The following is a 26,062-nucleotide window of genomic DNA, read 5'->3' as shown; positions in this document are numbered from 1 at the left end:
GTCACGAGGTCGGGAGCTGCGCCTCGACGATGTCCGCCGCCGCCGCGGCTCCGCCCGCGGCGCGCAGCTCGTCCCGGATCGCGGCCAGGCGTTCGGCCACGTCCGGCGAGCCGGTGAGCGTCAGCAGGGCCTCCCGCAGCGCCTCGGGCGTGGCCTCCTCGGCCGGGAGATGCACGCCGACGCCGAGTTCCTGCAGCATCGCCGCGTTGCCGAACTGGTCCACCGCCTGTGGCACCGCGATCATCGGGACGCCCTCGTGGAGCCCCTCGGAGCAGCCGCCCATCCCCGCGTGCGTGACGAACGCAGACGCCCGTCGCAGCACGGCGAGCTGCGGTACCCAGCGGTGCAGCTCGACGTTCGGCGGCAGCTCGGCGATCGCGGCCGGATCGGTGTGCGGCCCGATCGCGAGGACGACCTGCCACGGCAACGGGCCGAACGCCGCGACGCACGCGCGGAAGAACTCCGCCCGGTCGTTGTAGGCCGAGCCGAGCGAGACGAGCACGAGCGGCTTCTCCGACTCCGGCCAGTCCCCCTGGTGCGGACGCCGGTCCAGCGACGGCCCGACGAAGGTGTAGACCTTCTCGTCGACGTCGTCCGCGTGCGGCTGCAGCGCCCGCGGGATCAGCACGACGCACCGCGGCGGCCGTCCGCTGAAGGTGTCCGGGTCCAGGTCGATGCCCAGCCCGTCGAGCCAGGCCGCGAACCGCTCCCGGTACTCGACGAAGCGCGGGTCCCGCCGGAACGCGAGCGCCTCGCCCATGTCCTCCTCGAAGCCCTCCCACGCCACCATCGACGGCGAGAGCTGCACCAGGGGGACGTTCCAGCGATGGGCGAGCGCCCGGCCGGCGTAGCCCGTGATGTCGTAGAGCACCAGGTCCGGCCGGTCGGCGGCGAGAGCGGCCTCGAGCTGCGGGAGCACCTCGGCGGCGTCCTCGGCGAAGATCGACATGCCGGTGATCGGGTCGCTCGGCCACTGCTCCCCGCGCGTCTCGTCCGGCAGGCTCGACGTGTGGACGAGCGGGGTCGCGCCCGTCGAGGCGACGACGTCGGCGAAGGACCGTGGGATCGCGTAGCTGACGCGATGGCCGCGCTCGACGAGCTCGGCGATCACCGGCAGGCCCGGGTTGACGTGGCCGTGGGCGCCGGCGCTGACCATGAAGATGTGGGACACGGGTTCTCCAGAAGTCGTACGAACGAGAGCACGGGGACGGACCCGCCGGTGACGGCGGGTCCGCGGCGGAGTTCTCAGCCGTACAGCTGCTTCTGGATCACGGATCGGATGTTAGGGGCCCGTCAGGTCGAGCCGCACCCCGTTTTGCGACTGCGCCGCTCGTGCGCGGGCCCTACCAGGGCACGTGGCCGTTCCGGTCGACGAAGGTCCCGGTCGGCCCGTCCGGCGGGATCTGGGCGAGGGCGACGATCGCGTCCGTCCCCTCCTCGACGGTCTGGTACCCGCTGTGCCCGTTGAGGTCCGTCGCCGTGTAACCCGGGTCCGCGGCGTTGACCCGCATCCCCGGCAGCGCCTTCGCGTACTGCGTCGTGATCATGTTCAGGGCGGTCTTCGACGACGGGTAGGTCAGCCCCACCAGGCGCGACTCCAACCGCGACGGGTCGCTCGTCACCGCGATCGACCCCATGCCTTGGACACCATGACGATTCGCGGCGCGGCGGAGCGGGTCAGCAGCGGGAGGAACGCGTGGGTCACCCGGACCGGCCCGAACACGTTGGTCTCATAGGTCTCGCGCAGGTCGTCGGCGCCGGTGTCCGCGGCGGCCACGTGCGGGCCCGTGATGCCGGCGTTGTTCACCAGGACGTCGAGCCGGCCGTAGGAGCCCTCGACCCGCTTCGCCGCGGTGGCCACCGACTCGTCGGACGTGACGTCGATCGGGAGGACGTGCACGTCGAGCCCGGCCAGGCCCGCGGCGGCCGCCGCGCCGCGGGCGGCGTCCCTGGTCCGAGCAGGACCGTCCACCCCAGCTCCGCGAGCCGTCGCACCGTCGTCAGGCCGAGGCCCTTGTTCGCCCCGGTCACCAGGGCGTAGGTCGTGTCGCTCATGTCTCCAGCGTCGGCCCCGGCGGTGCCGGCCGCCAGGCCCACCGCAGCCCGGGACTCGCGGTACCAGGCTGCGGCGCACGAACCGCGGCGGAGGCGCTGGCCTTGCTCAGGGTGATCGGGGTGCAGCCGGACATCACCGGATCGGCCGCACGGGATCGTCACCCGATCATGTGATTCAGCTCGCTACGATCCCTCCCGTGACCGTGCTGCAGGACCTGCGCACCGTGTTCGCCGACCGCTCCGCGCGGCGGCGGCTCCAGCACCTGACCGAGCAGATCGGCCGCTCCGGCCTGTCCGCCGCGGCCGGCGATCCGGGGCTGGCCGCGGTGGTGGACCAGCACGCCGCGGCGGTCCGGGACATCGTGACGGCCGGTCCGGCGCGCGCGGCCGGCGGCGCGCTCACCACGGTCGCCACCCTCCCCGCCCGCAACGGCACCGTCGCCGTCCGGCTGGCCACCTACGCGCGCACGCTGCTGCAGCGCCAGCGCCGCGAGGCCGGGTGGGTCCCGCTGCCGCGCGACGGGCAGTGGCAGCACGCGGACGTCGTCACGCTGCGGCTGCTCGGGATCTGCCACATCGCCCGCGAGGCCGGGTTGGTCAAGGGCTAAGAGGTTCCGAGTGCGGGGTCCGCCTTCAGCGCGACCCCCGAGAGCCCGAGTCGCCTGGCCTCCGCCATCAGCATCGCCAGCGTCGTCGCGGCGGCCTCGTAGCCGGTCCCGTGCGGCGGCCGGATGTTCGACAGGCAGTTCCGTTCCGAGTCCCGGCGGCCGCGCCGCGCGTCGAGGGTGAAGTAGATCCCGAGGCTGTCCGTCGAGGACATGCCCGGCCGCTCCCCCACCAGCACGACGACGCTGCGGGCCCCGATCGCCGAGGCGACCTCGTCCCCCAGCGCCACCCGCGCCTCGGTCGCGATCACCACCGGCGCCACCCGCCAGCCGTCGAGCCGGGAGAGGATCGCCGCGAGCATCGGGACCCCGTGGTTCTGCACGGCGAGCGGGGACAGCCCGTCGGCCAGCACGAGCACGACGTCGTACTCGCCGGGCTCCAGCGCCGTCCCGGCAGCGAGGCGCCGTCCCAGGTCGGGACGCTTCAGGTACTCCGCCCGGCCGGCGGCCGCGCTCGTCACCCGCACGACATCCGGCCCGAGGGCCTCGACGTCCGCGGCGACGGCGTCCGCGGCCAGCGGCGCGTGCACCGCGTCCCGGGCCGCCGCGTGGGCCGCGCGCAGCTCCAGCAGTTCGGACGTGGGCAGCGCGTCCCCCGCCCGGCCCAGGGCGACCCGCGCCCGCGTCGACGCCCGAAGTGCCGCGAGTGGATCCGTCACGGGACACCCGCCGTCAGCGCCTTGAGCGCCGCGGAGTCCGAGCCGAGCTCGCGCACCCGGCCGTCCGGGGTCAGCATGTCCATCCGCGCCATCCACTCCGCGAACTCCGGCGCCGGTGTCAGGCCGAGTACCTGGCGGGCGTAGAGCGCGTCGTGGAAGGACAGCGACTGGTAGTGCAGCATCACGTCGTCCCCGCCCGGCACGCAGATCACGAACGAGCAGCCGGCGACGCCGAGCAGCGTGAGCAGGGTGTCCGTGTCGTCCGCGTCCGCCTCGGCGTGGTTGGTGTAGCAGACGTCGACGCCCATCGGGACACCCAGCAGCTTGCCGCAGAAGTGGTCCTCCAGGCCGGCCCGGGCGATCTGCTTGCCGTCGTAGAGGTACTCCGGCCCGATGAACCCGACGACCGTGTTGACCAGCAGCGGGTCGAACTCCCGCGCGACGCCGTAGGCCCGGGCCTCGAGCGTCTGCTGGTCGACGCCGTGGTGCGCGTCCGCGGAGAGCGCGCTGCCCTGCCCGGTCTCGAAGTACATACAGTTCGTGCCGACCGTCCCCCGCCCCAGCGCGAGCGCAGCCTCGTGCGCCTCCCGCAGCATCGCGAGCGTGACGCCGAAGCCGGAGTTGGCGGCCTCGGTCCCGGCGACGGACTGGAACACCAGGTCGACGGGCGCGCCGCGCTCCATGATCTCGATCGACGTCGTCACGTGCGCCAGCACGCAGCTCTGCGTCGGGATCTCGTAGCGGGTGCGCACCTCGTCGATCAGGTGCAGCAGGTCGACGGTGCGGTTCGGGCTGTCCGTGGCCGGGTTGATCCCGATGACGGCGTCCCCGCAGCCGAGCAGCAGCCCGTCGACGATGCTCGCCGTGACGCCCACCGGGTCGTCCGTCGGATGGTTGGGCTGCAGCCGGGTGGCCATGGTGCCGGGCAGGCCGACCGTGGAGCGGAAGGCCGTGACCACCGGCGTCCGGCGGCCGACGGCGATCAGGTCCTGCACCCGCATCAGCTTGCCGACCGCGGCGACCATCTCCGGGGTGAGGCCCGGCGCGAGCGCGGTCGTGTCCGTCTCCGGGCGCAGCAGGTGGTCCCGGAAGCCGCCGACGGTCAGCGACGAGATCGGTGCGAACGCCGCGGCGTCGTGCGTGTCGACGATCAGCCGGGTGACCTCGTCCTCCTCGTAGGGGACGACCTGCTCCTGCAGGAACGTGGCCAGCGGCAGGTCCGCGAGGATCCCCTGGGCGGCGACGCGCTCCTGCTCCGACGCCGCGGCGAGACCCGCCAGCGCGTCCCCGGACCGTTCGGGCGTCGCCGCCGCGAGCAGCGCCTTCAGATCTCCGAACTCGTAGGTGTGCCCGCCCAGCGTGGCCCTGCGTGTCGTCACTCCAGCTCCGCTTCCGCCGCGGCCGCCGCCGCGAACTCCTCGTCGGGGGCGCTCGCGACGAGATGGTGGCGACTGTAGAACCCGAACCACACCATGAACAGGGCGAAGGCGCCGACCGTCCACAGCCCGGGAAATCCCGATCACCCCGTTGCGGGAACGGGCGCGGAAACCGATGATCGAACCTCACCGCTCCGTCAACGACGAGGGAGATCATGGCGATCAGCGACTACTACTCCGACGAGGTCCACGGCAAGCACGAGTACCTGGACCTCGGCGGCTTCCCGCTGCAGAGCGGGTACACGCTGCCGAACGCGCGGCTGGCCTACAAGACGCACGGGACGCTGAACGAGGCCAAGGACAACGCGGTCCTGTTCCCGCACATGTACAGCGGCACGTCGGCGTCGATGGAGATGTTCGTCGGCGAGGGCCGCCCGCTCGATCCCGCGAAGTACTTCATCATCCTGCCCGGGCAGTTCGGCAACGGGTTCTCCTCCAGCCCGTCGAACACGCCCGCACCGTTCGACCGCGGCCAGTTCCCCCAGCTCGCGATCGCGGACGACGTCATCGCGCAGCACCGGCTGGTCACCGAGCACTTCGGCATCGAGCGGCTGCACGCCGTCCTCGGCTGGTCCATGGGCGCGCAGCAGACCTACGAGTGGGCCGTGCGCTTCCCGGACCTCGTGCCGCGGGCCGCGGTCTTCGCCGGCACCGCCCGCACCCCGGTGCACAACCAGATCTTCATCGACGTCCACTCCGAGCTGATGGTCTCCGACCCCGCGTTCAAGGACGGCTTCTACTCTGACTCGGACGACCTGCGGCTGGCGCTGAAGCGGCACGCCGTCGCGTTCTCGCTGATCGGGCTGTCCGCCGCGTTCTACCGCGACGAGCTGTGGCGGGACCTCGGCTTCGTCTCGGCGAACGACTTCCGGCAGGGCTTCCTCCGCGGGTACTTCGCGCCGATGGACCCGAACAACCTGCTCGCGCAGGCCTCGAAGTGGAAGGCCGGGGACATCGGCCTGCACGCCGGCGGCGACGTCGCCGCGGCGCTGCAACGGATCACCGCGAAGTTCTTCGTGACGTCGTTCTCCGAGGACCTGTTCTTCCCGCCGGAGGACCACGAGGCGGACTGCGCCCACATCCCGGACGGGCGGCTCCGGCCCGTCGACACCCCGATGGGCCACTTCGGCATGTTCTGCCTGCGGGAGGAGGACCAGCAGGCGATCGACGCGGTCATCGCCGAGATGCTGGACTGCTGACGGGCGGCGGCGCCGCCACTCCGGCGAGACCCCGCCTCGGGCTAGGGACCCTGGTCCCCCGGCTCCTCCCGGGACTGCGCGAGCAGGTCGTCCAGGTCCGGTGCGGGGGCGGGGAGGTCCAGGCCGAGCTGGCCGTCGTCCGCGGAGTTGGGCGCGCGGTAGTGCCCCTTCACCCACGTCAGGTCGCGCGGATGGCCGTGCACGAACCCCATGTGGAGGCTCCTTCCACCGTTCCCCCACCGAGTGAAGCACGCCGCACCGACAGAACGCGCCGGAAACGGGTACGGCGGGCACCATGGGGACGACCCGCACCCCCGGACCACCCCGAGGAGAACGCATGGCGGCTCCGGCCGACCGGAACCTGCCCGTGAACGATCCGGACGACGCGTCCTGGTGGCGCAGCGCGGTGATCTACCAGGTCTACATCCGCAGCTTCGCCGACGGGAACGGCGACGGCGTCGGGGACATCGCCGGTCTCCGCGACCGGCTGCCGTACCTGGCAGACCTGGGCGTCGACGCAGTGTGGATCAACCCGTGGTACCCGTCGCCGCTGGTCGATGCGGGTTACGACGTGTCCGACTACCGCGCGATCGAGCCGCGGTTCGGCACCCTCGCCGACGCGGAGGCGCTGATCGCGGACGCGCACGAGCGCGGCATGCGGATCATCCTGGACGTCGTCCCGAACCACACGTCGAGTGCGCACGTCTGGTTCGGCGAGGCGCTGCGGGCCGGCCCCGGGTCGCCCGAGCGGGACCGCTACGTCTTCCGCCCGGGCCGCGGCCCGGGCGGCGACGAACCCCCGAACGACTGGAAGGCGATGTTCGGCGGCGGCGCCTGGACCCGGGTCACCGAACCCGACGGCACGCCCGGCGAGTGGTACCTGCACCTGTTCGACGTCGAGCAGCCGGACCTGAACTGGGAGAACCCGGAGGTCCGCGCGGACTTCGAGCAGACCCTGCGCTTCTGGTTCGACCGTGGCATCGACGGCTTCCGGATCGACGTCGCGAACTCGCTGATCAAGGAGACGGGGCTGCCGGACGTCGGGACGCGGCGGAACCACGAGCCCGGTCCGCACCCGCACTGGGACCGCGACGAGGTGCACGACGTCTACCGCGACTGGCGCCGGATCGCGGACACCTACGACCCGCCGCGGGTGTTCGTCGCGGAGGCGTGGGTGCCGGAGGCGGACCGGTTCGCCCGCTACCTGCGCGCCGACGAGCTGCACACGGCGTTCAACTTCGACTTCCTGCAGGCGGCCTGGCTGGCCCCGGCGCTGAGGGAGTCCGTGACGCGGACGCTGCGCGAGCACGCCGTCGTCGGGGCGCCCCCGACCTGGGTGCTGTCCAACCACGACGTCGCCCGGCACGTGTCCCGGCTGGCCAGGGACCCCGACGCCGGGATCGGCACGTCCCTCGACTCCATGCTCGGTACGGTCGCGGACCTCGAGCTCGGCCTGCGCCGGGCCCGGGCCGCCGCGCTGCTGATCTTCGCCCTGCCGGGCGGGGCGTACGTCTACCAGGGCGACGAGCTGGGCCTGCCCGAGGTCGAGGACCTGCCGCCGGACGTCCTGGACGACCCGACGTGGCGGCGTTCCGGGCACACCGAGCGGGGCCGCGACGGCTGCCGGGTGCCGATCCCGTGGTCCGGGGACGCGCCGCCGTTCGGCTTCGGCGAGGGCGAGCCGTGGCTCCCGCAGCCCGAATGGTTCGCCGAGCACACCGCCGAGGCGCTCGCGAAGGACCCGGACTCGATCCTGAACCTCTACCGGTCGGCGCTGCGGCTGCGGCGCGAGAACCCCGCGCTGGGCGACGGCCCGCTGACGTGGCTCGACGCTCCGGAGGGGGCGCTCGCGTTCGCCCGGGACCGGGGCTTCGTACTGGTCCTGAACGTCTCGGCCGAGCCGCTCCCGCTGCCGGCCGGCGCGGAGATCATCCTGGCGAGCGGCCCGCTGACCGAGGACGCGCGCGTCCCGGCGGACACGGCCGTCTGGCTCGCCGCGCACTGAGCGGCGGGGTCCGCCGTACCACCCGGCGGTGGACCCCCGGCTCAGGCCCGGACGACCGTCCGACAACCGGCGCCCAGCCTGTTCGCCGATATCCCGACGAGGGCGAGCAGGACCAGGGCGAGCAGGATCCGGACGACGGGACCCGCACCTCGCACATCCGTAGAGGTACGGACTCGAGGATCATGCCGCGACGAGCGCGGCGAACGCGACGACGTTGTCCCGGTAGCTGCGCTCGCCCCGGTCGAACGATCCGCCGCACGTGACCAGGCGCAGCCCCGCGCCGGGCAGGTCCCCGTAGACCGCCGCGGTCGGGAACGCGTCCTTGGCGTAGCGGCGGACGTCCTGGATCTCGAAGGTGGCCGTGGTCCCGTCCGCGCGGTCGACCTCGACCAGGTCCCCGCGGGCCAGTGCGCGCAGCCGCTGGAACGGGCCTGCCCGGTGGTTCCAGTCGACGTGCGCGGTGAGGACCGACGGGCCGCGCTCCCCGGCGTCGGCCCCCCGGTGTACCAGCCGGCGAGGGTCGCGGCGGCCTCCCCGGACGGGACGTCCAGGGCGCCGGTCGCGTCGAGGCCGAGCGGGACGAGCCCGGTGTCCATCCCGATCGCCGGCGCCCGGACGCGGACCGGGACTGCCCCGGTGAGCGGGGACGACGCCGCGCGGAGCGTGGTCGTGCGGATCGGCGTGACCGTCCCGCCGGGCGGCGACGCCGGGCCGGCCAGCGGCGCCGCGCCCAGCGCCCCGGCCGCGGCGACGGCCAGCAGGGCCCGCCGCAGTCCGCCCGGACGCAGGGTGCCGTGACGCAGAGGACGCGGAGGCGCCGGCCGCGGGCCGGTCAGTGCCCGTCCCGGACGCGGCGGCGGAGTAGGAACACGCCGCCGGCGACGCCGATCGCGGCGATCCCGCCGAGCGTGGCAGCCGCGACGGCCTCCGGGTCGGCGCCGGTCCCGCTGCCGTCCCCGGCCGCGACGGCGCCGCGGGGCACGGCCGCGATCCGGGCGCCGACCCGGTTCGACGATGCGGGCTCGTCGCGGCTCGTCGGCGCCCCGATCGAGCCGGACGAGGTGCTGTAGTCGTGGTTCTCGCAGGCCTCGCGGTCGTCGTCCGCGTCGAGGCGGTCGGGGTCGCTCGGGTTCGCGTCGTAGTGGGTCTGCGCGGCGGCCTGGTTGACGAAGTCCTTGCAGTCCAGGTCCTCCGCGGCGCTCGCGCTCCCGGCCAGCGGCAGGGTCGCGAACAGGGCGAGGGTGACGGCGGCGGTGCTGGTGGCGATGCGGCGGGCGGTGTGCGGACGCGACAAGGCGACCCCTCCTCAGCTGGTGGTTCGGGGGTGACGAACGGTTCGGGACAGTGACGGGACGCTATCGCCGAGATCACATGACCGACGCTTTTCTCACCCGTCCGGGGATCCCACGCCCGGGTGCGAGCGCGGAACGTGACACGAGGCCGCGCCGGCCCGACCCGAGTACCGTCGAACCGTGACCAAGATCCTCTTTCCGGTGGTCGGCGTCGTCCTCGTGCTGATCGGCCTGGTGTGGACGCTGCAGGGCGCCAACGTGATCGGCGGCAGTTTCATGACCGGGTCCCGGCTGTGGCTGGTCATCGGCGTGGTCTGCGTCATCGCCGGGGTCGCGCTGGTGGCGCGGGCGATCTCGGCCCGGCGCACGCCCCGGGCTGACGAGCTCCGGGGCTACCGCCCTGGTGCACCGAATGCAGACGCATCGGAGCTCACGGTTGCTCGGTGCGGGCCGGGAACGCTGCCCTGGAGATCGCGCACCAGCTCGAGCGCGCGGGCCAGCGTCGTCAACCGCTCGTCGAGGGTCTCCCCGGCGGGGTAGAGCCGGACCGTGTCCACGCCCGCGTCCTGCCACACCCGGAGCCGGGCGCGAACCATGTCCTCGGTGCCGATCAGCGTGGTGCCCAGCACCATCTCGTCCGTGACAAGCTCCGCGGCGCCCTCGCGGTCCCCACCCTGCCAGCGCTCCCGGACGGCCGCGGCGACGTCCGCCCAGCCCTGCCGGCTGTAGGCGTCGTGGTAGAAGTTCGTACTCGCGGAGCCCATCCCGCCGAGGCTGAACGCGAGCCCCTTCCGCCGTTCCGCGACCATCCCCCGGAGCTCGTCGGGGTCCGCGGCGAACGCGACCTCGGCGCCCTGGCAGACGTCGAGGTCCGTGCGGGTACGGCCCGCGGCCGCGATCCCGGCGTCGAGATGGGTGAAGTAGGCCGCCGCGCCCTCGGGGACGAAGCTCGTCCCCAGCCAGCCGTCGGCGACCTCCCCGGTCAGCGCCAGCATCTTCGGCGACATGGTGGCGAGGTAGATCGGGATGTCCGGGTTCGGCGCCGTCGAGAGCCGCATCGGCCGGCCCTCGCCGCCGGGCAGCGGGATCTGCTGCGTCACCCCGGCGAACGCGACCTTCTCCCCCGCCAACGCCTGCCGCACGATCTCCACCGTCTCGCGCGTGCGAGTCAGCGGCTTCGCGAACGGCACGCCGTGCAGGCCCTCGATCACCTGCGGACCGGAGGGGCCGAGGCCCAGCACGAACCGGCCGTCGGACATGTCCGACAGGGTCAGCGCAACCTGCGCGACGGCGACCGCGGTCCGGATTCCCACCTGCATGACCCCGGAACCGAGCAGCAACCGGTCCGTCCGGGCGGCGAGGTAGCCGAGCACCGACGGGCCGTCCGAGCCCCAGGCCTCGGCGACGAAGGCCATGTCGAGGCCCAGCTTCTCGGCCTCGACCACGAAGTCCAGCGTCTCCCGGAAGCTGCGGCCGCCCGAGCCCTCGACGGTGGTGGCCGTGCGCATCAGCCCTCGGCCCGTTCCTTGATCGCCGCGAGGGTCGCGGTCATGTTCGCCTCGAACTCCCGCAGCCGGACGAAGACGATCTTCTCCTCCTTGTCCGGCATCGCGTCGATCGCGGCGCTCAGGCCCGAGCGGCCCGGGCCCATCCGCATCCACTCGGTCAGCCGGGTGCCGCCGTCCGCGGGCTCGAGCGTGAAGCGCCACGACGCCGCCGGGCTCGCGGGGTCGCCCACCGCCCACCCGAAGACCCGCGGCTCCTCGCACTCGACGACGTACGACCGCGTCGACCACTCGCCCAGCGCGTCGTGCCTGCTGTACCCCACGAAACAGGCGCCCTCCGCGGGACCGGTGACGCCGTCCGTCCACTCGACACGCTGCAGCTCGGTGCTCATCGACGGCATCGCCTCGACGTCGGAGACCACCGTCCACACCCGCTCGGGCGGGGCGTCGACCCACGTCGCCACCTCGACCGTCGGGGTGTCCGCGTACCGGGCTCCGGTCCACTCCATGATCAGCAGGCTCCTCGTCGTCGGAGAGCTCCCAGGGTTGCGCAGAGGAACCCAGCTGTCAATCGCAGCGCCCGGCGAGTGGTGCGCCTGGGCACCAGGCGAGGCCGGCACGCCATGATGGGCGCGCCGCCCCATGATCGGAGACCGCCGTGCGCCGGATCGTCGTCCTCGCCTCGCTGCTCGGGGCGCTGTTCCTCGCCCTGGGAACGGGGCTCCTCGCCGGGCCCGGTGTCGCGGCGGCCGATCCGCCCTTCCGGGCCGCGGACCGGGTCACCGACCGGGCCCGGCTACTCGACGCCACGGAGCGGGCGCAGGTCACCGACGCGATCCAGCGGCTTCGCGACACCACGCCCTACGACCTCTTCGTGGTCTACGTGCACTCGTTCGACGGGCTGGACGGGCAGGCCTGGGCGAACACCGCCGCGGAACGCTCCCAACTCGGCGCCGACGGTGTCTTGCTCGCCGTCGCCGTCGACGACCGGGCCTACGGACTGTCGATCGACGACGCCTTCCCGCTCTCACGGGCCACGACGGACCGGATCCGAAGCGACGACGTCGAGCCGCGGCTGTCCCGAGAGGACTGGGCCGGCGCCGCGGTGGCCCTCGCCGACGGCCTGCGCAGCGGGAGCGACAGCGGCGGGAGTGTCGTCCCGTGGGTCGTCGGGGGCGCCGTGGTCGTGGGCGGCGGGGCCTACGCGCTGAGCCGACGGCGCCGGAAGGCCACCCGCGACACCCGGGCCCCCGACGCGCCCGCTCCCCCGGCGGACCCGTTCCCCGGCGTCACCATCGAGGACCTCGGCTACCGCTCCAGCCAGGCCCTCCTCGAGGTCGACGACGCCGTGGGGACCTCCGAGCGGGAAGCTCGCCGCGGCCCGTGGTCACTTCGGGGACGAGGCCGTCGCCGAGTTCGCCGCAGCCCTGCAAGCGTCCCGGGCGGACATGCTGGCGGCGTTCGAGATCCGCCAGCAGCTCGACGACGAGGTGCCCGAGGACGAGCCGGCGCAGCGCCGGATGCACGCGGAGATCCTGCGCCTGGCCACCGCGGCGGACCACCGGCTGGACGCCCAGGTCGAGGCGTTCGACCGGCTGCGCGGGCTCGAGGCGGACGCCCCCGGCTACGTCGACAGGACCGCGGCCCGGCTCGACGCCCTCGCCTCGCGGGTGCCGGCGACCGAGGCGACGTGGGCCGCCCTGCGGAACCGGTACGCGGCCTCTGCGCTGGAGCCCGTCGCGGAGAACATCCCGCAGGCGAGGACCCTGCTCGAGGCCGCGCGCACCGAGGTCGGCGAGGCCCGGGCCGCGCCGAGCCCGGCGCAGGCCGTCGTCGTCGGGCGGGCGGCGGAGGATGCGCTGACGCAGGCCGAGACGCTGCTCGACGGCGTCCCGCGCCGAGAGAAGGAGCTGGCCGACGCGGAAACGCGGGTCCCCGCCGCCCGCGCCGAGGTGGACCAGGACCTGGCGGAGGCGGGCGCGCTGCCCACCGTGGACCCCGCGGTGGTCGCCCGGGCCCGGGCCGCCGTCACGTCCGCCGCCGAGGCGGCCGGGGCGGCGCAGCCCGATCCGCTCGCCGCGCTGCACCTGCTCGACGAGGCCGGCACCGCCCTCGACCACGCCCTCGCCGACGCGCGCGCCGCCCAGGACCGGAACCGGCGGGCCGCGGTGGCGCTGGACCAGGCGCTGGTGACCGCGGGCTCGGCCGTCGCCGCGGCCTCGGACTTCATCGGCACCCGTCGCGGCGCGGTCGGGGCACAGGCCCGCACCCGGCTCGCCGAGGCGCAGCGGCACCTGCAGCAGGCCTCCGGCGGCGGCGACCCGATCGCGGCGCTGCGCGAGGCGCAGCAGGCGGACTCGATGGCGCAGGAGGCCCTGCGCCTGGCCCAGGACGACGTCTCCCGGTGGTCCGGGCCGTCCGGCGGAGGCGGCGGGCGCAGCAGCGTCGGCGCGGACCTCGGCAGCCTCGTGCTCGGCGGCATCCTCTCCGGTGCCCTCGGCGGCGGAGGCGGGCACCGGGGCGGCGGCGGCTTCGGGAACGGCGGCGGGGGCGGGGGCCACTCCCCGGGCAGCTTCGGCGGCTCGTCGAGCCGGGGCCGCAGGGGCGGCGGCGGCCGCTTCTGAGCGCCCCGCATCTCTCCGCACCATCCCCCCTGACCTGCACGAACGGGACGTCGGTGCGGACCTGACCCACGAAAGTGCCGTTCGTGCAAGGAACAGGGGCCCGGCGCGCGGCAGGAGCCCTGGGTGGGCGGGGCGCGCTACAACAGGGCGCGGATCGACTTCTCGAACCCCACGACGTGGGCGAGCGCGAGCTCCGCCGCCTTCTCCTCCCGGCCCTCGACGACGGCGCGCAGCAGGTCCGCGTGCTCGTGGACATGCCCGGGCAACGTCGGCATGCGCCCCATGAACAGCACCCAGATCCGGGTGGCGAGGTTGTCCAGCCGCACGCAGACGTCCTCGAGGTGCGGGTTGCCGGTGGCGCGGTAGATCGTCCGGTGCACCTCGACGTCCGCGCGGAGCAGCGTGTGCGGATCCGTCGCGTCCGGGTCGAAGGCCGCGACCTCCTCCGCCAGCGCGGCGAGCGCGGCCCGGTCCACGGAGCCGGCGTTGCGGGCGGCGCTGCGCGCGGCGAGCGGCTCGAGCTGCTCGCGGACCTCGGACAGGTGGGCGAGCTCGGTGATGTCCACGGCCGTCGCGAACGTGCCCCGCCGCGGGTACGCGACGACGAGCCGATCCCCCTCCAGCCGCTTGAGCGCCTCGCGCACCGGCGTGCGCCCGGTGCCGAGCTCCTCGGCGAGGCGCTCGTCGTTCAGCGGCTCGCCGGGGCGGATCTCCAGCATGACGAGCCGGTCCCGGATGGCCGCGTAGGCCCTGTCCGCCAGCGACCCGGTCTCCTGCGCGACGCTCACCGGCACCCTCCCGTCGGATCCGCGGGCGGCCTTGACCCGCCCCGTCCCGGCGCCTACCGTACCCGGTAACTGATATATCAGTCTACGGATACTCATCCACCAGGCGAGGGACCCGGAATGACCGACACGACGACGGGCCCGCACGCTCGCCCGTGGCAGCCCCCGGACCATCCGGACTTCCTCTGGCGCACGCCCGAGCCGAAGCGCTCCTACGACGTGGTGATCGTCGGCGGCGGCGGGCACGGCCTGGCCACCGCGCACTACCTGGCGAAGAACCACGGCATCACCGACGTCGCGGTCCTGGAGAAGGGCTGGCTGGCCGGCGGGAACATGGCCCGCAACACCACCCTGATCCGCTCGAACTACCTCTGGGACGAGAGCGCCGCGATCTACGAGCACTCGTTGAAGCTGTGGGAGGGCCTCGAGGAGGACCTCGGCTACCCCATCCTGTTCAGCCAGCGCGGCGTCCTCAACCTCGCCCACACCGAGCAGGACGTGCGGGAGAGCGTGCGGCGCGTCGAGGCCAACAAGCTGAACGGGATCGACGCGGAGTGGATCGGCCCGGACGAGGTCGCGAAGATCTGCCCGATCGTCAACGTCTCCGCGGACATCCGCTACCCGGTGCACGGCGCCACCTACCAGCCCCGCGCGGGCATCGCGAAACACGACTACGTGGCGTGGGGCTTCGCCCGGCGCGCCGACGAGGCCGGCATCGACCTGATCCAGGACTGCGAGGTCACCGGCTTCACCACGGACGGGGACCGGGTCACCGGCGTCCGGACGACGCGGGGCGACATCGCAGCCGGGAAGGTCGCGCTCTGCGCAGCCGGGCACACCTCGACCCTCACGGACCTGCTCGGCATCCCGGTGCCGATCCAGAGCCACCCGTTGCAGGCCCTGGTCTCCGAGCTGCTGGAACCGGTGCACCCGACGATCGTCATGTCGAACGCCGTGCACGTGTACGTCTCCCAGGCGCACAAGGGCGAGCTCGTGATGGGCGCGGGCGTGGACTCCTACAACGGCTACGGCCAGCGCGGCGCCTTCCACATCATCGAGCGGCAGATGGCCGCGGCGGTCGAGCTGTTCCCGGTGTTCGCGCGGGCCCACCTGCTGCGGACCTGGGGCGGGATCGTCGACGTCACCGCGGACGCCTCGCCGATCGTCGGCCGCACGCCCTACGAGAACGTCTACCTCAACTGCGGCTGGGGCACCGGCGGGTTCAAGGCGACGCCCGGCGTCGGCTGGTGCATGGCCCACACGATCGCCCACGACGAGCCGCACCCCTACGTCGCACCGTTCGGCCTCGACCGCTTCGTCAGCGGCGCGCTCGTCGACGAGCACGGCGCGGCCGCCGTGGCCCACTAGGAGAGACCATGCAGCTCATCGACTGTCCCTGGTGCGGCCCCCGCGAGGAGGTCGAGTTCCACTACGGCGGGCAGGCGGGCGTCGCCTACCCCGCGACGCCGGCCGAACTGTCCGACGAGGAGTGGGCCCGGTTCGTGTTCCACCGCGCGAACCCGAAGGGGCCCCTGCACGAGCGCTGGAGCCACAGCGCGGGCTGCCGCCGCTGGTTCACCGCCGTCCGGGACACCGTGACGTACAGGTTCGAGAAGTGAGCCGCCTCGACGGGTACGGCCGGATCGACCGCTCCCGCACCCTGACCTTCACCTTCGACGGCACCACCTACACCGGCCACCCCGGGGACACCCTCGCGAGCGCCCTGCTCGCGAACGGGGTGCACCGGGTCGCGACGAGCGTGACGCTCGGCCGCCCGCGCGGGATCGCGGCCGCGTGGAGCGAGGACCCGAGCGGCCTCGTGCAGGTCGAGGAGCCGTTCCCCGAGCCGATGCTGCTCGCGAGCACGATCGAGCTGACCGACGGCCTGGTCGCCCGCGGCCTCCCGGGGCGCGGGCGGCTGGCCGAGGTGCCCGACACCGCCCGTTACGACCGCAAGTACACCCACTGCGACGTGCTCGTCGTCGGCGCCGGGCCGGCCGGGCTGCTCGCCGCCCGCACCGCCGCGCGCCGCGGGGAGCGGGTCGTGCTCGTCGACGACCGTCCGGCCGCCGGCGGCACGCTGCTCGGCACCGAGCGGATCGCTGGCCGCTCCGCCCTGGACTTCGTCGCGGACACCGTCGTCGAGCTGCGGTCCTGCCCGGACGTGCTCCACCTGCAGCGCACCACCGCCTTCGGCCACTACGACGACGGCTTCGTCCTCGCCCTGGAGCGCCGCACGGACCACCTCGGCGCCGGAGCCCGGCGGAACGTGTCCCGGCAGCGGGTGCACCGGATCCGCGCGAAGCGGGTCGTCGTCGCGGCCGGGGCGCACGAGCGGCCGATCGTCTTCGAGGACAACGACCGGCCGGGGATCATGCTCGCGGGCGCGGCGCGGGACTTCCTGCACCGCCACGGGGTGCTCGCCGGACGCGAGATCGTGGTCTTCACCAGCGACGACGCGGCTTACGACGCCGCCGCGGACCTGGCCCGCGCCGGGGCCCGCGTCACGGTGCTCGACGCCCGGGACGAGGCCCCGGCGGCCGGTGCGCGGGCGTGCGCAGAGCAAGGGATCACCGTCCGGACGGGGACCGCGGCCACCGGCACCCGCGGCGCGGAGAGGGTCACCCACGCCCTCGTCGGCGACGAGGCGATCCCCTGCGACCTCCTGCTGGTCAGCGGCGGGTGGAACCCCACCGCCCACCTGTTCAGCCACGTCCGCGGGGCGCTCCGCTACGAGCCCGCACTCGGTGCGTTCGTCCCCGGGGAACCGCTCGACGGCGTCACGGTCGTCGGGGCCGCGAACGGCACCCTGGATCTCGCCGGCTGCCTGGCCGAGGGCGCCGGCGACCGGCCGGCGCCGTTCGAGCGGACGCCGACGAAGGTGCTCTGGCGCACCGACGGCGACCCGGACCGCCAGTTCGTCGACCTCCAGCGGGACGCGACGGTCGCGGACATCGCCCGGGCCGTCGGCGCCGGGATGCGCTCGATGGAGCACGTCAAGCGCTACACGACGATCGGCACGGCCCACGACCAGGGCAAGACCTCCGGGGTCATCGCCTCGGGGATCACCGCCGAGCTGCTCGGCGTGCCGATCGAGTCCCTGGGCACCACCACGTTCCGCCCGCCGTACACGCCGGTCGCGTTCGCCGCGCTCGCCGGGCGGGAGCGCGGACGCCTGTTCGACCCCGAGCGGACGACGGCGCTGCACCCCTGGCACGTCGCGGCCGGGGCGGTGTTCGAGGACGTCGGCCAGTGGAAGCGGCCGCGCTACTACCCGCGGCCGGGCGAGGACATGGAGACCGCCGTGCTGCGCGAGTGCGCGGCGGTCCGCGGCGGCGTCGGCATCCTCGACGGCTCCACCCTCGGCAAGATCGACGTCCAGGGCCCCGACGCCGGCGCCTTCCTGGACATGATCTACACGAACCTGATGAGCTCGCTGAAGCCCGGCCGGGTCCGGTACGGCGTCATGTGCGGGCTCGACGGCATGGTGATCGACGACGGCACGGTGCTCCGGATCGACGAGAACCGCTTCCTCGTCATGACCACCACCGGCGGCGCCGCGCCGATCCTCGACCACATGGAGGAGTGGCTGCAGACGGAGTGGCCGCACCTGCGGGTGTACCTCACGTCGGTCACCGAGCAGTGGGCGACGTTCCCGGTGGTCGGCCCGCGGTCGCGCGACGTGATCGGCGCGTTCGCCCCCGGCGTCGACGTGTCGAACGAGGCCTTCCCGTTCATGAGCTGGCTCGACACCGTGCTCGACGGAGGAGACGGGATCGCCGGCGTGCCGGTCCGGTTGGCGCGCATCAGCTTCTCGGGTGAGCTGGCGTGGGAGGTGAGCGTCGACGGCTGGCACGCACCGGCCGTCTGGGCGCGGCTCCTGGAGCTGGGCGCCGAGCACGGGATCACGCCGTACGGCACCGAGACCATGCACGTCCTGCGCGCCGAGAAGGGCTACCCGATCATCGGCCAGGACACCGACGGCACGGTCACGCCGCAGGACCTCGGCATGGCCTGGGCGGTGTCGAAGAAGAAACCGGACTTCATCGGGAAACGCTCCTTCTCCCGGCCGTCCAATCTCGACCCGATGCGCAGGCAGCTCGTGGGGCTGCTGCCGGTGGACCCGCAGCGCAAGCTCCCCGAGGGCTCGCAGATCGTCGAGAACCTCACGGAGCTGCCGCCGCCCCCGGTGCCGATGCTCGGCCACGTCACGTCGAGCTACCGCAGCGCCGCGCTCGGCCGGACCTTCGCGCTCGCGCTGGTCAAGGGCGGGCACGCGCGCATCGGTGAGACCCTCGTCGTCCCCGTGGGCGGTGAGCTCGTGCCCGTCGAGGTGACGAGCTCGGTGCTCGTCGACCCGGAAGGAACCCGTCGAGATGGCTGAGACAGGGATGGGGGCACTCGTGCGCACCGGCCCGCTGCACGGCTGGGCCGGGCGCTTCGCCGAGCTTCCCGGACACCGTCGCGTTGCTCGCCGAGCCCTTCCACTCCATGGTGGACGTCCGGTGCTCCGGCGCGGCCGTCGAGCGCGTCGCCGCGCACCTCGGCACGACGCTCCCGGTCCGTGGCTGGGCCGCGGGCCCTGCCGAGGTCTCCGGGTGCACCGCGATCTGGCTGGGGCCCGACGAGTGGCTCGTGAACAGCCCGTTCGTCTCCCCCGCGGACCTCGAGGCCGGCCTGCGGGAGGCGCTGGACGGCGAGGGCGCCGCGGTCGACGTGTCCGCCCAGCGGACCACGATCCGGCTGCGCGGCGCGCACGCCCGCGACGTCCTGGAGACCGGCTGCGCGATCGACCTGCACCCGCGGGCGTTCCCGGCCGGCTCGGCGGCCGTGACGACGCTCGGCCGGGCCGGGGTCGTCCTGCTCGCCCTGGACGACGAGGGCACGGACTACCGGATCCTGGTGCGGTCGTCCTTCGCCGGGTACCTGGCCGAGTGGCTGTTCGACGCCGCGGCGGAATGGCACATCGAGCCGGGGACCGGGTAGCGACCATGACCGTCAGCGCGTTCGACCTCTTCAGCATCGGGATCGGGCCGTCGAGCTCGCACACCGTCGGGCCGATGCGGGCCGCGCACTCGTTCGTCGAGCGGCTGGCGGCGGACGGGCTCCTGGACCGGGTCGCGCACGTGGAGGCGGAGCTGTTCGGCTCGCTGGGCGCCACCGGGAAGGGCCACGGCAGCGTCGGCGCGGTGGTGCTCGGGCTGGCCGGTGAACGACCGGAGACGGTCGACCCGGTGGCGGCCGCCCCGACCGTCGAGCGCGTCCGGGAGACCGGGCGGATCCGGCTCGGCGGCACGCACGAGATCGCCTTCGCGATGGCGGACGACGTCGTGCTGTACCGGCGGCGCTCGCTCCCCTTCCACTCCAACGGCATGCGGTTCCGGGCGGCTTCGGGCACCGGCGAGACGTTGCTGGTCCGGCACTACTACTCGGTGGGCGGTGGGTTCGTCCTCGACGAGGACCAGACGGGCGCACCCGTGCTCGTCCCCGACGCGACGGAGGTCCCGTACCCGTTCCACAGCGGCGCCGAGCTGCTCGGCCGGTGCCGCGAGACGGGACTCTCGATCAGCGGCGTGATGCTGGCCAACGAGTGTGCGCGCCGGCCCGAGGCCGAGGTCCGGTCCGGGCTGCTGCACCTGTGGTCGGTGATGCAGGAGTGCGTCGAGCGCGGGTCGCACACCGGTGGCGTACTGCCGGGCGGGTTGAAGGTGCGCCGGCGGGCGGCGGCGCTGCGCGCGGACCTGGAGTCCCGTGTCGAGGACGGCGACCCGCTGGGCGCGACGGAGTGGGTCACCCTGTTCGCCCTCGCCGTCAACGAGGAGAACGCCGCGGGCGGCCGGATCGTCACGGCCCCGACCAACGGCGCGGCCGGGATCGTCCCCGCGGTCCTGCACTACTACGCGAAATTCTGCCGGGCGGCGGACGACGACGGGATCGTCCGCTTCCTGCTCACCGCGGCCGCCATCGGCGCGCTGTTCAAGGAGAACGCGTCCATCTCCGGGGCCGAGGTGGGCTGCCAGGGCGAGGTCGGCTCGGCCTGCTCGATGGCCGCGGCAGGGCTCGCGGAGGTCCTCGGCGGCACCCCCGAGCAGGTGGAGAACGCCGCCGAGATCGGCATCGAGCACAACCTCGGCCTGACCTGCGACCCGATCGGCGGGCTCGTCCAGATCCCCTGCATCGAGCGCAACGCGATCGCGTCGATGAAAGCGATCACCGCCGCCCGCATGGCCGTGCGGGGGACGGCACCCATCACGTCAGCCTGGACAAGGCGATCCGCACGATGCGCGCGACGGGCGCGGACATGAAGAGCAAGTACAAGGAGACGAGCCGCGGCGGCCTGGCGGTGACCATCGTCGAGTGCTGAGCGGCGAGTCAGGAAGCTCCGCCGCGCCACCACGAACGCCTGCTCGGCCGTCTCCGCCCCCACCGGCTCGCGCACCGTCCGCGCGAGCACCTCGAACCCGGCGTCGGCGAGCAGGTCCGCGACCCGGTCCGGCCGGAGCCGGCGGAAGTCCAGGTCGACGGCGTGCCCGAACGCCTCGTCGAAGTGGAGGGGTTCATCGCCCACCTGGAACGCGAGCAGCAGGTGCCCGCGTGGGACCAGCACGCGGTGGAACTCGGCGAACACCGCCGGCAGCTCCTCCGGCGGGATGTGGATGATCGAGTACCAGGCGACGAGGCCGCCGAGGGCGCCGTCCGGCCGGTCCAGCGCGGTCATCGAGCCCACGTCGATCCGGACGCCCGGGTTGGCCCACCGGGCCACGTCGACCATCCCGGGCGAGAGGTCGACGCCGAAGACCTTCACCCCGCGCGTCCGCAGGTGGGCCAGTGCCTGACCCGGCCCGCAGCCGACGTCCAGCACCGGCCCGTCCGCGCGCACGAGCTCGGCGAACGCGCCGAGGATCGCCCTGTCCTGCGGCATCCTGTCGAGCGCACCGCGAAAGTGCTCGGCGTACTCGGCCGCGACGGTGTCGTAGGCCTCGCGGGTGGTGCGCAGGTAGGACGGTTCGGTCACGCCCTTGACGGTAGTCAGGCCGGAACCGGCACCTCCACCAGCTTGATCTGGGCACCCGTCGGGTCCGCGATCCGCGCCAGCCTGCCGTACGGCGAGTCCTCGGGCGCCTCGACGACGCTTCCCCCAGCTCGACGGCGCGGGCCACGGCCGCGTCGACGTCCATGACCCCGATGTAGATCTGCCAGGTCGACGGGACGCCCTCCGGGAGGAAGGCGCTCGCGTCCATCACCCCGGCGTACTCGCCGTCCCCGGAGACCATCTGGGTGTACCGGAAGTCCTCGGCGTCGCTCATCACCCGCGTCTCCCAGCCGAACGCCGTGCGGTAGAAGTCCAGCACGGCCTCGTAGTCCCGGGTGTGCAGCTCGTGCCAGCAGGGCGCGCCGGGCTCGCTGTCCAGCCCGTAGCCCCGGTGCTCGCCGGGCTGCCACAGCCCGACCGCGGCACCGCCCGGGTCCGCCACCATGCCCATGGTCCCCAGCGGGCCCACCTGCATCGGCTCCAGGTAGACCTGCCCGCCGGCGCCGACGACGGCCTCGGTCGTGGCCTTCGCGTCCGGCACCGACAGGTAGGTGGTCCACGCGTCCGGCTGGCCCGCCGAACCGTCGTTGCGCATCATCCCGGCCACGCGCACGCCGTTCTTGCTGAAGTTCACGTAGCCGCCGTACTCGGCGCCGGAGGACTCGGCCTCCCAGCCCAGGATCGCGCCGTAGAACTCGGCGGCGCGGTCGGGGTCGGAGCTGAACAGGTCGATCCAGCAGGGGGCACCGGACGGGGCGGGGGTACTGGCAGGCATCGGGGTCTCCTCGTGTCGGGGCGGGCGGCAGGTTCCCACACGGGAGAGACCGCGCGGCCCCGCAGAACTCATCGCCCGCGCGCCACCCCTTCCAGCTCTTCGCGTACCTCTTCCGGTACCCGACGTCGGTCTCGCGCTCGATCAGCTCCGGTGCCGCGACGTCACGAACCGGTCGTCCCGGCTGTCCGCCAAGCGGTGAGGAACGCCGGCGGACCCCGCCGTCCCCCGATCGGCCGACGACGGGATCGTCCCCCGCAGGCCCTCCCGGCCGACTGTGCGCGGGCCCGGCCGGGGTGATCGTGGAGTCATCGGGGCGACAGCCCCGGCCCTCCGAGAGGAACAGATCGTGATCACCACCGACGCCTCCGCCCGGCGCAGCAGCTCCCGCGTCCGCTCGCCTACCTCGGCCGGATCGTCGGCCTCGTGACGGCGGCCGCCACGGTGCTGCCCCTCGTCGGCGGCACGCTGCTCCCGGAGGCGCTCGCCGGCGGGGTCGTCCGGCTGGTCCCACGCAGACCGTCACGATCCGGCGGACCTTCGCCTTGGACGTCGCGTGCTGGCCTACCGGCGGGCGCGGGACCTCCCCGCGTCGGGCTGCTCTGTGCCGGCGCGGAGGGGTTCCTGTCCGTGCCGGTGCTCGGGGAGCTGTTGGTGCCCAAGGAGGTCGGGACAGAGACGACACCCGCGGGCGGAGGCGCCCGATCGGGCGTGAGCACAGTCCTCTCCGAGGACCCCGACGCGGGGATCAGGAGCCGGTGGGTGACCGCGGCGCCGACCGGGCCGACGACCGCGCCAGCACCACCGTCGCCGCCACCATGAGCGCGACCAGCAGCCCGATCAGCGCCCACTCGGGCCCGTCCGCCCGAAGCCGCTCGCCGAGCACGGTCAGCCCGATCACCGCCGCGACCACCGGCTCCCCCACGGTCACGGCGGGCAGCGACGCGGCCAGGTCCCCCGCCTGGAAGGCGGACTGCTGCAGCAGCGTCCCGCCGACGACGGCGACGACCAGGGCGTAGGTCTCCCACGCGGTGAGGAGCGGGACGAGGCCCTCGCCCAGGAGGACGACGACACCTTTGGTCAGCGCGGCGACCGTCCCGTAGGCCAGGCCGGTGGCGCACGCCAGCAGCAGGGCCCGGACCGTCCCCCGCCGCGTGGACGCCACGGCGACGCAGGCGATGAGCAGACCGAGGATCGTCAGCCCGGTCGGCGCCCAGTCCCGCAGGCCGGCCCGGTCGACGCCGGCGGTCGGCGCGCCGACCACCATGAACGCCCCGAGCGCCACCGCGAGCAGCACCGCCCATCCGAGGTCCCTGCGGGTGGGCCGGGTGCCGCCGAACCGCGCCGCCAACGGCAGGGCGAAGAGCAGCGACGTCACGATCAACGGCTGGACCAGCAGCAGCGAGCCGAACGCGAGGGCGACGGCCTGCATCACGAAGGCGGCGGTGTCGCCGAATGTCCCCGCCCACCAGACCGGCCGTCTCACCAGCCGGAGGATCAGCCGGATCCCGCGGGCCTCCTCGTCCGGCACGGCCGAGGCGGCGCGCTGCTGGGCCACCCACGCCACCGCGAACAACAGGGCGCAGAGCAAGGCGAACACCACGGCGAGGAAGGTCGCCATCGCAATGCTCCCGTCTCATCGACACGCTCGAGAACCTGTCGGCCACCGACTGGTGGCCGGTGCGCGCGGTGCTCCTGGTCCTCACCCTGCTCGGGATCGGCCTCGCCCTGCGCTTCGTCCGCCGGCCGGTGAGCGTCGTGCTGGCCGTGGTGCTCGTGCTCACCCTGGCGCTCGTCGACGTCGCCGACGCCGTCAACGCGAGCTACCGCTACCTTCCCACCCTCGGCGTCGCGCTCGGCCTCGGCGGCGCGGGCGACATCCGGGACGCCTACGCGGACCGGGCCCGGGGGCGGGTACCCGACAGCACGGGGGACTCGCGCCGGTCGTCGTCATGCCCGACGTCAACGGCGACTTCACCGGGGACACCGAGTGCGTCGACTCTCCCGACGGCAACGCCGAGACCTATCTGACCGACGACCTCCCGCGGGCCGTGCAGAAGCAGTTCTCCACCCGGCCCCCTGGCCGGCAGTGGGCGATCGCCGGGTTCAGCGAGGGCGGTATGTGCGCCCTCCTGCTGACGCTGCGCCGCCCCGCGACGTTCGGCACCTTCGGCGACTTCAGCGGGCTCCTCGGGCCGCGGGTCGGGGAGACCGACGCCGGGGTCCCGGCCACCGTCGCGCAGGCGGCGCGCCTCGGGCTCGTGCCCCGGGACCCGGCCGCGACGGCGAAGTGCCGGCCGCCCCCGTCCTGACCGGAGCTGCCGGTGCTCAGCGCGCCGGTGCGGCGGGTGTCGCGCTCCGGCGAGCCGCGTCCTCGTCCTGGAAGAGCGCCCCGCCCAGCAGCCTCGCGACGTGCTCGTCCACCACCGTGTAGTAGACGAAGGTGCCCTGCCGGCGCCCCCGGACCAGTCCCGCCAGGCGCAGCTTGGACAGATGCTGGCTGACCGCGGTCGGTGGGGCGTCGACGAGCTCGGCGAGGCACGCGACGGACTCCTCGCCCTGCAGCAACGCCCAGAGGAGCTTGATCCGGGTGGGGTCCGCGAGCAGCCGGAAGACGTCCGCGGCCGACTCGACCTGGCCGTCGTCCGGCATCCGGAAGTCCGGCAGCGACTCGTGCACGGGCCCGAGCGTAACCACGCCCGCGTCCCTGTCCAAGTGTTCAGCTGGATTCGCAACCATGCACGTGTGCAGGGCGCAGGCAGGCGTCAGGCCTCGCCCGGACGGACCTCCGCGGCCCGCGGCCCGGGGTCGCCTCCCCACCGTTCCTCGACGCGCCCGAGCCGCCAGTAGAGCAGCGCCGCGCCCCACACCACCACGAACAGCCCGACGACGACGAAGCCCACGTTGTTCAGGTCCAGCCCGGACACCCAGTTCGTGACCGGGTCGTCGAAGCCGGCGTCCTCGTGCAGCACCGTGACGAGCTCGATGGTCCCGATCACCAGCGCGACCGCCACGGACAGGCCGGTGATGGCGATGTTGTAGAAGACCTTGCGGATCGGGTTCGCGAACGCCCACTCGTAGGCGACGTTCATGAACGCGCCGTCGAGGGTGTCGAGCAGGGTCATGCCGGAGGCGAACAACAGCGGCAGCACGACGATCGCGTACCAGGGCAGGCCGGCCGCGGCACCCGTGCCGGCAAGGACGAGGAGGGTGACCTCGCTGGCGGTGTCGAAGCCGAGGCCGAACAGCAGGCCGACCGGGAACATCTGGCCGGGGCGCCGGATCGAGCGTGTCATCCCGCCCAGCAGTCGGGCGAAGAAGCCCCGGTTCTCCAGGTGCGCCTCGAGCGCCTGCTCGTCGAACTCCCCGCGCCGCAGCCCGCGGAACACCTTGAGGATGCCGACGAGGGCCACGAGGTTGAGCAGGCCGATCAGGTAGAGGAAGAGCCCGGAGACGCCGGTCCCGGCGATGCCCAGGATCTGGTGCGTGGTGGAGTCCTCCGACGTGAGGGTGCCCGCGGCCTTCGTGCCGAGGACGACCAGGACGGCCAGCACCATGACCACGCTGGAGTGGCCGAGCGCGAACCAGAACCCGACCGACACGGGGCGGCGCCCCTCGGCCATGAACTTCCGCGTCGTGTTGTCGATCGCGGCGATGTGGTCGGCGTCGAAGGCGTGCCGCAGCCCCAGCGTGTAGGCGGTCAGCCCGAGCCCGATCCCGAACACCTGGCCGCCCGCGGACAGGTTCGCGGGCAGCACGACGAGGAACAGGATGCCGAAACCCACGACGTGCATGAGCCCGATGACCCCGAGCAGCCCGGCCAGGCGGGCCCGGTCGAGCCGGACGGGTGATCGGGCGGGGACGGCGGTCGCGACGTTCACCACTGCTGACACTCCTCGCATCGAGACGGCGGGCCCAGGGGACAGCCTGCGGAGGCGGCCGCCGGGATTCAATACCTGCTCAGTTATTCACACGTGCGGCGCACCGTGCGAGGGGACCGTGAAATACCTCCGATGTAAAGTATTCGGGTGG

The 26,062-nt window shown here is 73.7% G+C and carries 25 protein-coding genes and 4 pseudogenes; 13 read left to right on the top strand and 16 right to left on the bottom strand.

The window, feature by feature from the left end; translation table 11 throughout:
* Nucleotide 1: 1 nt before the first annotated feature.
* The 3 genes from WBK50_RS04665 to WBK50_RS04655 all read right to left on the bottom strand — a co-directional run bounded on the left by WBK50_RS04665 (nt 2) and on the right by WBK50_RS04655 (nt 1,972).
* Nucleotides 2-1,156 carry a macrolide family glycosyltransferase gene (locus WBK50_RS04665; protein ID WP_445942338.1) on the bottom strand — a complete coding sequence of 385 codons (1,155 nt, stop codon included), beginning with the start codon at nt 1,154-1,156 and terminating at the stop codon, nt 2-4.
* Nucleotides 1,157-1,343: 187 nt separating this feature from the next.
* Nucleotides 1,344-1,637 (bottom strand): hypothetical protein, encoded by a 294-nt coding sequence (locus WBK50_RS04660; RefSeq protein ID WP_341334399.1) that lies wholly within the window; start codon nt 1,635-1,637, stop codon nt 1,344-1,346.
* Complete coding sequence (locus WBK50_RS04655) at nt 1,619-1,972, bottom strand: SDR family NAD(P)-dependent oxidoreductase (RefSeq protein WP_341334398.1); 354 nt, start codon at nt 1,970-1,972, stop codon at nt 1,619-1,621. Before WBK50_RS04655 ends, WBK50_RS04660 begins: the two co-directional genes overlap by 19 nt.
* A 280-nt stretch (nt 1,973-2,252) precedes the next feature.
* Between WBK50_RS04655 and WBK50_RS04650 the strand changes: the two genes are divergently transcribed.
* On the top strand, nt 2,253-2,663 hold the full coding sequence (locus WBK50_RS04650) for a DUF6401 family natural product biosynthesis protein (protein WP_341334397.1): 411 nt from the start codon (nt 2,253-2,255) through the stop codon (nt 2,661-2,663).
* On the opposite strand, the gene eutC is transcribed toward WBK50_RS04650, so the two are convergent.
* Together eutC and WBK50_RS04640 are read right to left on the bottom strand one after the other, a co-directional pair.
* Entirely contained in the window at nt 2,660-3,379 is a 720-nt protein-coding gene (gene eutC / locus WBK50_RS04645; protein ID WP_341334396.1) for an ethanolamine ammonia-lyase subunit EutC, read from the bottom strand. The two genes, WBK50_RS04650 and eutC, sit on opposite strands and share 4 nt — an antisense overlap.
* The gene (locus tag WBK50_RS04640; protein WP_341334395.1) at nt 3,376-4,758 is read right to left on the bottom strand and encodes an ethanolamine ammonia-lyase subunit EutB; all 1,383 of its coding nucleotides are present in this window, start codon (nt 4,756-4,758) and stop codon (nt 3,376-3,378) included. The genes eutC and WBK50_RS04640 overlap by 4 nt, the downstream gene beginning before the upstream one ends.
* Before the next feature lie 212 nt (nt 4,759-4,970).
* Between WBK50_RS04640 and WBK50_RS04635 the strand changes: the two genes are divergently transcribed.
* Nucleotides 4,971-6,014, top strand: coding sequence for an alpha/beta fold hydrolase (locus WBK50_RS04635; protein WP_341334394.1), 1,044 nt, complete (start codon nt 4,971-4,973; stop codon nt 6,012-6,014).
* Between the two features lie 41 nt (nt 6,015-6,055).
* Here the strand turns inward: WBK50_RS04635 and WBK50_RS04630 are convergent, their stop codons facing one another.
* Nucleotides 6,056-6,226, bottom strand: coding sequence for a hypothetical protein (locus WBK50_RS04630; protein ID WP_341334393.1), 171 nt, complete (start codon nt 6,224-6,226; stop codon nt 6,056-6,058).
* A gap of 125 nt (nt 6,227-6,351) precedes the next feature.
* Between WBK50_RS04630 and WBK50_RS04625 the strand changes: the two genes are divergently transcribed.
* Nucleotides 6,352-8,019 (top strand): glycoside hydrolase family 13 protein, encoded by a 1,668-nt coding sequence (locus WBK50_RS04625; RefSeq protein WP_341334392.1) that lies wholly within the window; start codon nt 6,352-6,354, stop codon nt 8,017-8,019.
* A 180-nt stretch (nt 8,020-8,199) separates the two neighbouring features.
* Here the strand turns inward: WBK50_RS04625 and WBK50_RS04620 are convergent, their stop codons facing one another.
* Nucleotides 8,200-8,529: a sortase domain-containing protein gene (locus WBK50_RS04620; protein WP_341339292.1), complete on the bottom strand. Its 330-nt coding sequence runs from the start codon at nt 8,527-8,529 to the stop codon at nt 8,200-8,202.
* A 78-nt stretch (nt 8,530-8,607) separates the two neighbouring features.
* Between WBK50_RS04620 and WBK50_RS04615 the strand changes: the two genes are divergently transcribed.
* Nucleotides 8,608-8,817 (top strand): hypothetical protein, encoded by a 210-nt coding sequence (locus tag WBK50_RS04615; RefSeq protein WP_341334391.1) that lies wholly within the window; start codon nt 8,608-8,610, stop codon nt 8,815-8,817.
* A 34-nt stretch (nt 8,818-8,851) separates the two neighbouring features.
* Here the strand turns inward: WBK50_RS04615 and WBK50_RS04610 are convergent, their stop codons facing one another.
* The 3 genes from WBK50_RS04610 to WBK50_RS04600 form a co-directional block, all read right to left on the bottom strand.
* Complete coding sequence (locus WBK50_RS04610; protein ID WP_341334390.1) at nt 8,852-9,313, bottom strand: calcium-binding protein; 462 nt, start codon at nt 9,311-9,313, stop codon at nt 8,852-8,854.
* 390 nt (nt 9,314-9,703) lie between these two features.
* Nucleotides 9,704-10,819, bottom strand: coding sequence for an LLM class flavin-dependent oxidoreductase (locus WBK50_RS04605; protein WP_341334389.1), 1,116 nt, complete (start codon nt 10,817-10,819; stop codon nt 9,704-9,706).
* The gene (locus WBK50_RS04600; protein WP_341334388.1) at nt 10,819-11,325 is read right to left on the bottom strand and encodes an SRPBCC family protein; all 507 of its coding nucleotides are present in this window, start codon (nt 11,323-11,325) and stop codon (nt 10,819-10,821) included. The genes WBK50_RS04605 and WBK50_RS04600 overlap by 1 nt, the downstream gene beginning before the upstream one ends.
* A 149-nt stretch (nt 11,326-11,474) precedes the next feature.
* Between WBK50_RS04600 and WBK50_RS34930 the strand changes: the two are divergent.
* Nucleotides 11,475-11,930 (top strand): annotated as a pseudogene (locus WBK50_RS34930) (TPM domain-containing protein); the annotation flags it as partial.
* 334 nt (nt 11,931-12,264) lie between these two features.
* Nucleotides 12,265-13,440, top strand: coding sequence for a hypothetical protein (locus WBK50_RS04595; RefSeq protein WP_341334387.1), 1,176 nt, complete (start codon nt 12,265-12,267; stop codon nt 13,438-13,440).
* A 137-nt stretch (nt 13,441-13,577) separates the two neighbouring features.
* Here the strand turns inward: WBK50_RS04595 and WBK50_RS04590 are convergent, their stop codons facing one another.
* Nucleotides 13,578-14,228, bottom strand: a complete 651-nt coding sequence (locus tag WBK50_RS04590) for a GntR family transcriptional regulator (RefSeq protein WP_341334386.1) — start codon at nt 14,226-14,228, stop codon at nt 13,578-13,580.
* A gap of 117 nt (nt 14,229-14,345) precedes the next feature.
* On the opposite strand from WBK50_RS04590, the gene WBK50_RS04585 reads away from it, so the two are divergent.
* The 5 genes and pseudogenes from WBK50_RS04585 to WBK50_RS04565 all read left to right on the top strand — a co-directional run bounded on the left by WBK50_RS04585 (nt 14,346) and on the right by WBK50_RS04565 (nt 20,589).
* On the top strand, nt 14,346-15,593 hold the full coding sequence (locus tag WBK50_RS04585) for a sarcosine oxidase subunit beta family protein (protein ID WP_341334385.1): 1,248 nt from the start codon (nt 14,346-14,348) through the stop codon (nt 15,591-15,593).
* 8 nt (nt 15,594-15,601) lie between these two features.
* Nucleotides 15,602-15,844, top strand: coding sequence for a sarcosine oxidase subunit delta (locus WBK50_RS04580; RefSeq protein ID WP_341334384.1), 243 nt, complete (start codon nt 15,602-15,604; stop codon nt 15,842-15,844).
* Nucleotides 15,841-18,609 (top strand): 2Fe-2S iron-sulfur cluster-binding protein, encoded by a 2,769-nt coding sequence (locus WBK50_RS04575; RefSeq protein ID WP_341334383.1) that lies wholly within the window; start codon nt 15,841-15,843, stop codon nt 18,607-18,609. The genes WBK50_RS04580 and WBK50_RS04575 overlap by 4 nt, the downstream gene beginning before the upstream one ends.
* Nucleotides 18,610-18,692: 83 nt before the next feature.
* Nucleotides 18,693-19,211: a sarcosine oxidase subunit gamma gene (locus WBK50_RS04570; RefSeq protein WP_341334382.1), complete on the top strand. Its 519-nt coding sequence runs from the start codon at nt 18,693-18,695 to the stop codon at nt 19,209-19,211.
* A 5-nt stretch (nt 19,212-19,216) separates the two neighbouring features.
* Nucleotides 19,217-20,589, top strand: a pseudogene (locus tag WBK50_RS04565) (L-serine ammonia-lyase).
* 144 nt (nt 20,590-20,733) lie between these two features.
* Here WBK50_RS04565 and WBK50_RS04560 read toward each other — a convergent pair.
* The 3 genes and pseudogenes from WBK50_RS04560 to WBK50_RS04550 all read right to left on the bottom strand — a co-directional run.
* Nucleotides 20,734-21,147 (bottom strand): annotated as a pseudogene (locus WBK50_RS04560) (class I SAM-dependent methyltransferase); the annotation flags it as partial.
* 199 nt (nt 21,148-21,346) lie between these two features.
* Nucleotides 21,347-22,033: pseudogene (locus WBK50_RS04555) on the bottom strand (VOC family protein); the annotation flags it as partial.
* A gap of 745 nt (nt 22,034-22,778) precedes the next feature.
* A complete protein-coding gene (locus WBK50_RS04550) occupies nt 22,779-23,651 on the bottom strand; it encodes a DMT family transporter (RefSeq protein WP_341334381.1) in 873 nt (290 codons plus the stop codon).
* Nucleotides 23,652-23,710: 59 nt separating this feature from the next.
* Here WBK50_RS04550 and WBK50_RS04545 point away from each other — a divergent pair, with 59 nt between their 5' ends.
* Nucleotides 23,711-24,061: a hypothetical protein gene (locus tag WBK50_RS04545; RefSeq protein WP_341334380.1), complete on the top strand. Its 351-nt coding sequence runs from the start codon at nt 23,711-23,713 to the stop codon at nt 24,059-24,061.
* Nucleotides 23,983-24,342 (top strand): alpha/beta hydrolase-fold protein, encoded by a 360-nt coding sequence (locus WBK50_RS04540; RefSeq protein ID WP_341334379.1) that lies wholly within the window; start codon nt 23,983-23,985, stop codon nt 24,340-24,342. The genes WBK50_RS04545 and WBK50_RS04540 overlap by 79 nt, the downstream gene beginning before the upstream one ends.
* Nucleotides 24,343-24,358: 16 nt before the next feature.
* Here the strand turns inward: WBK50_RS04540 and WBK50_RS04535 are convergent, their stop codons facing one another.
* Nucleotides 24,359-24,709 (bottom strand): ArsR/SmtB family transcription factor, encoded by a 351-nt coding sequence (locus tag WBK50_RS04535; RefSeq protein ID WP_341334378.1) that lies wholly within the window; start codon nt 24,707-24,709, stop codon nt 24,359-24,361.
* An 86-nt stretch (nt 24,710-24,795) separates the two neighbouring features.
* Nucleotides 24,796-25,932 (bottom strand): HoxN/HupN/NixA family nickel/cobalt transporter, encoded by a 1,137-nt coding sequence (locus tag WBK50_RS04530; RefSeq protein WP_445942222.1) that lies wholly within the window; start codon nt 25,930-25,932, stop codon nt 24,796-24,798.
* Between the last annotated feature and the right edge of the window lie 130 nt (nt 25,933-26,062).

The organism is Pseudonocardia sp. T1-2H, from assembly GCF_038039215.1.
Lineage (GTDB): Bacteria > Actinomycetota > Actinomycetes > Mycobacteriales > Pseudonocardiaceae > Pseudonocardia.
Note: the sequence above shows the minus strand (reverse complement) of the source record. Positions and strands in the feature narration are given on the sequence as shown.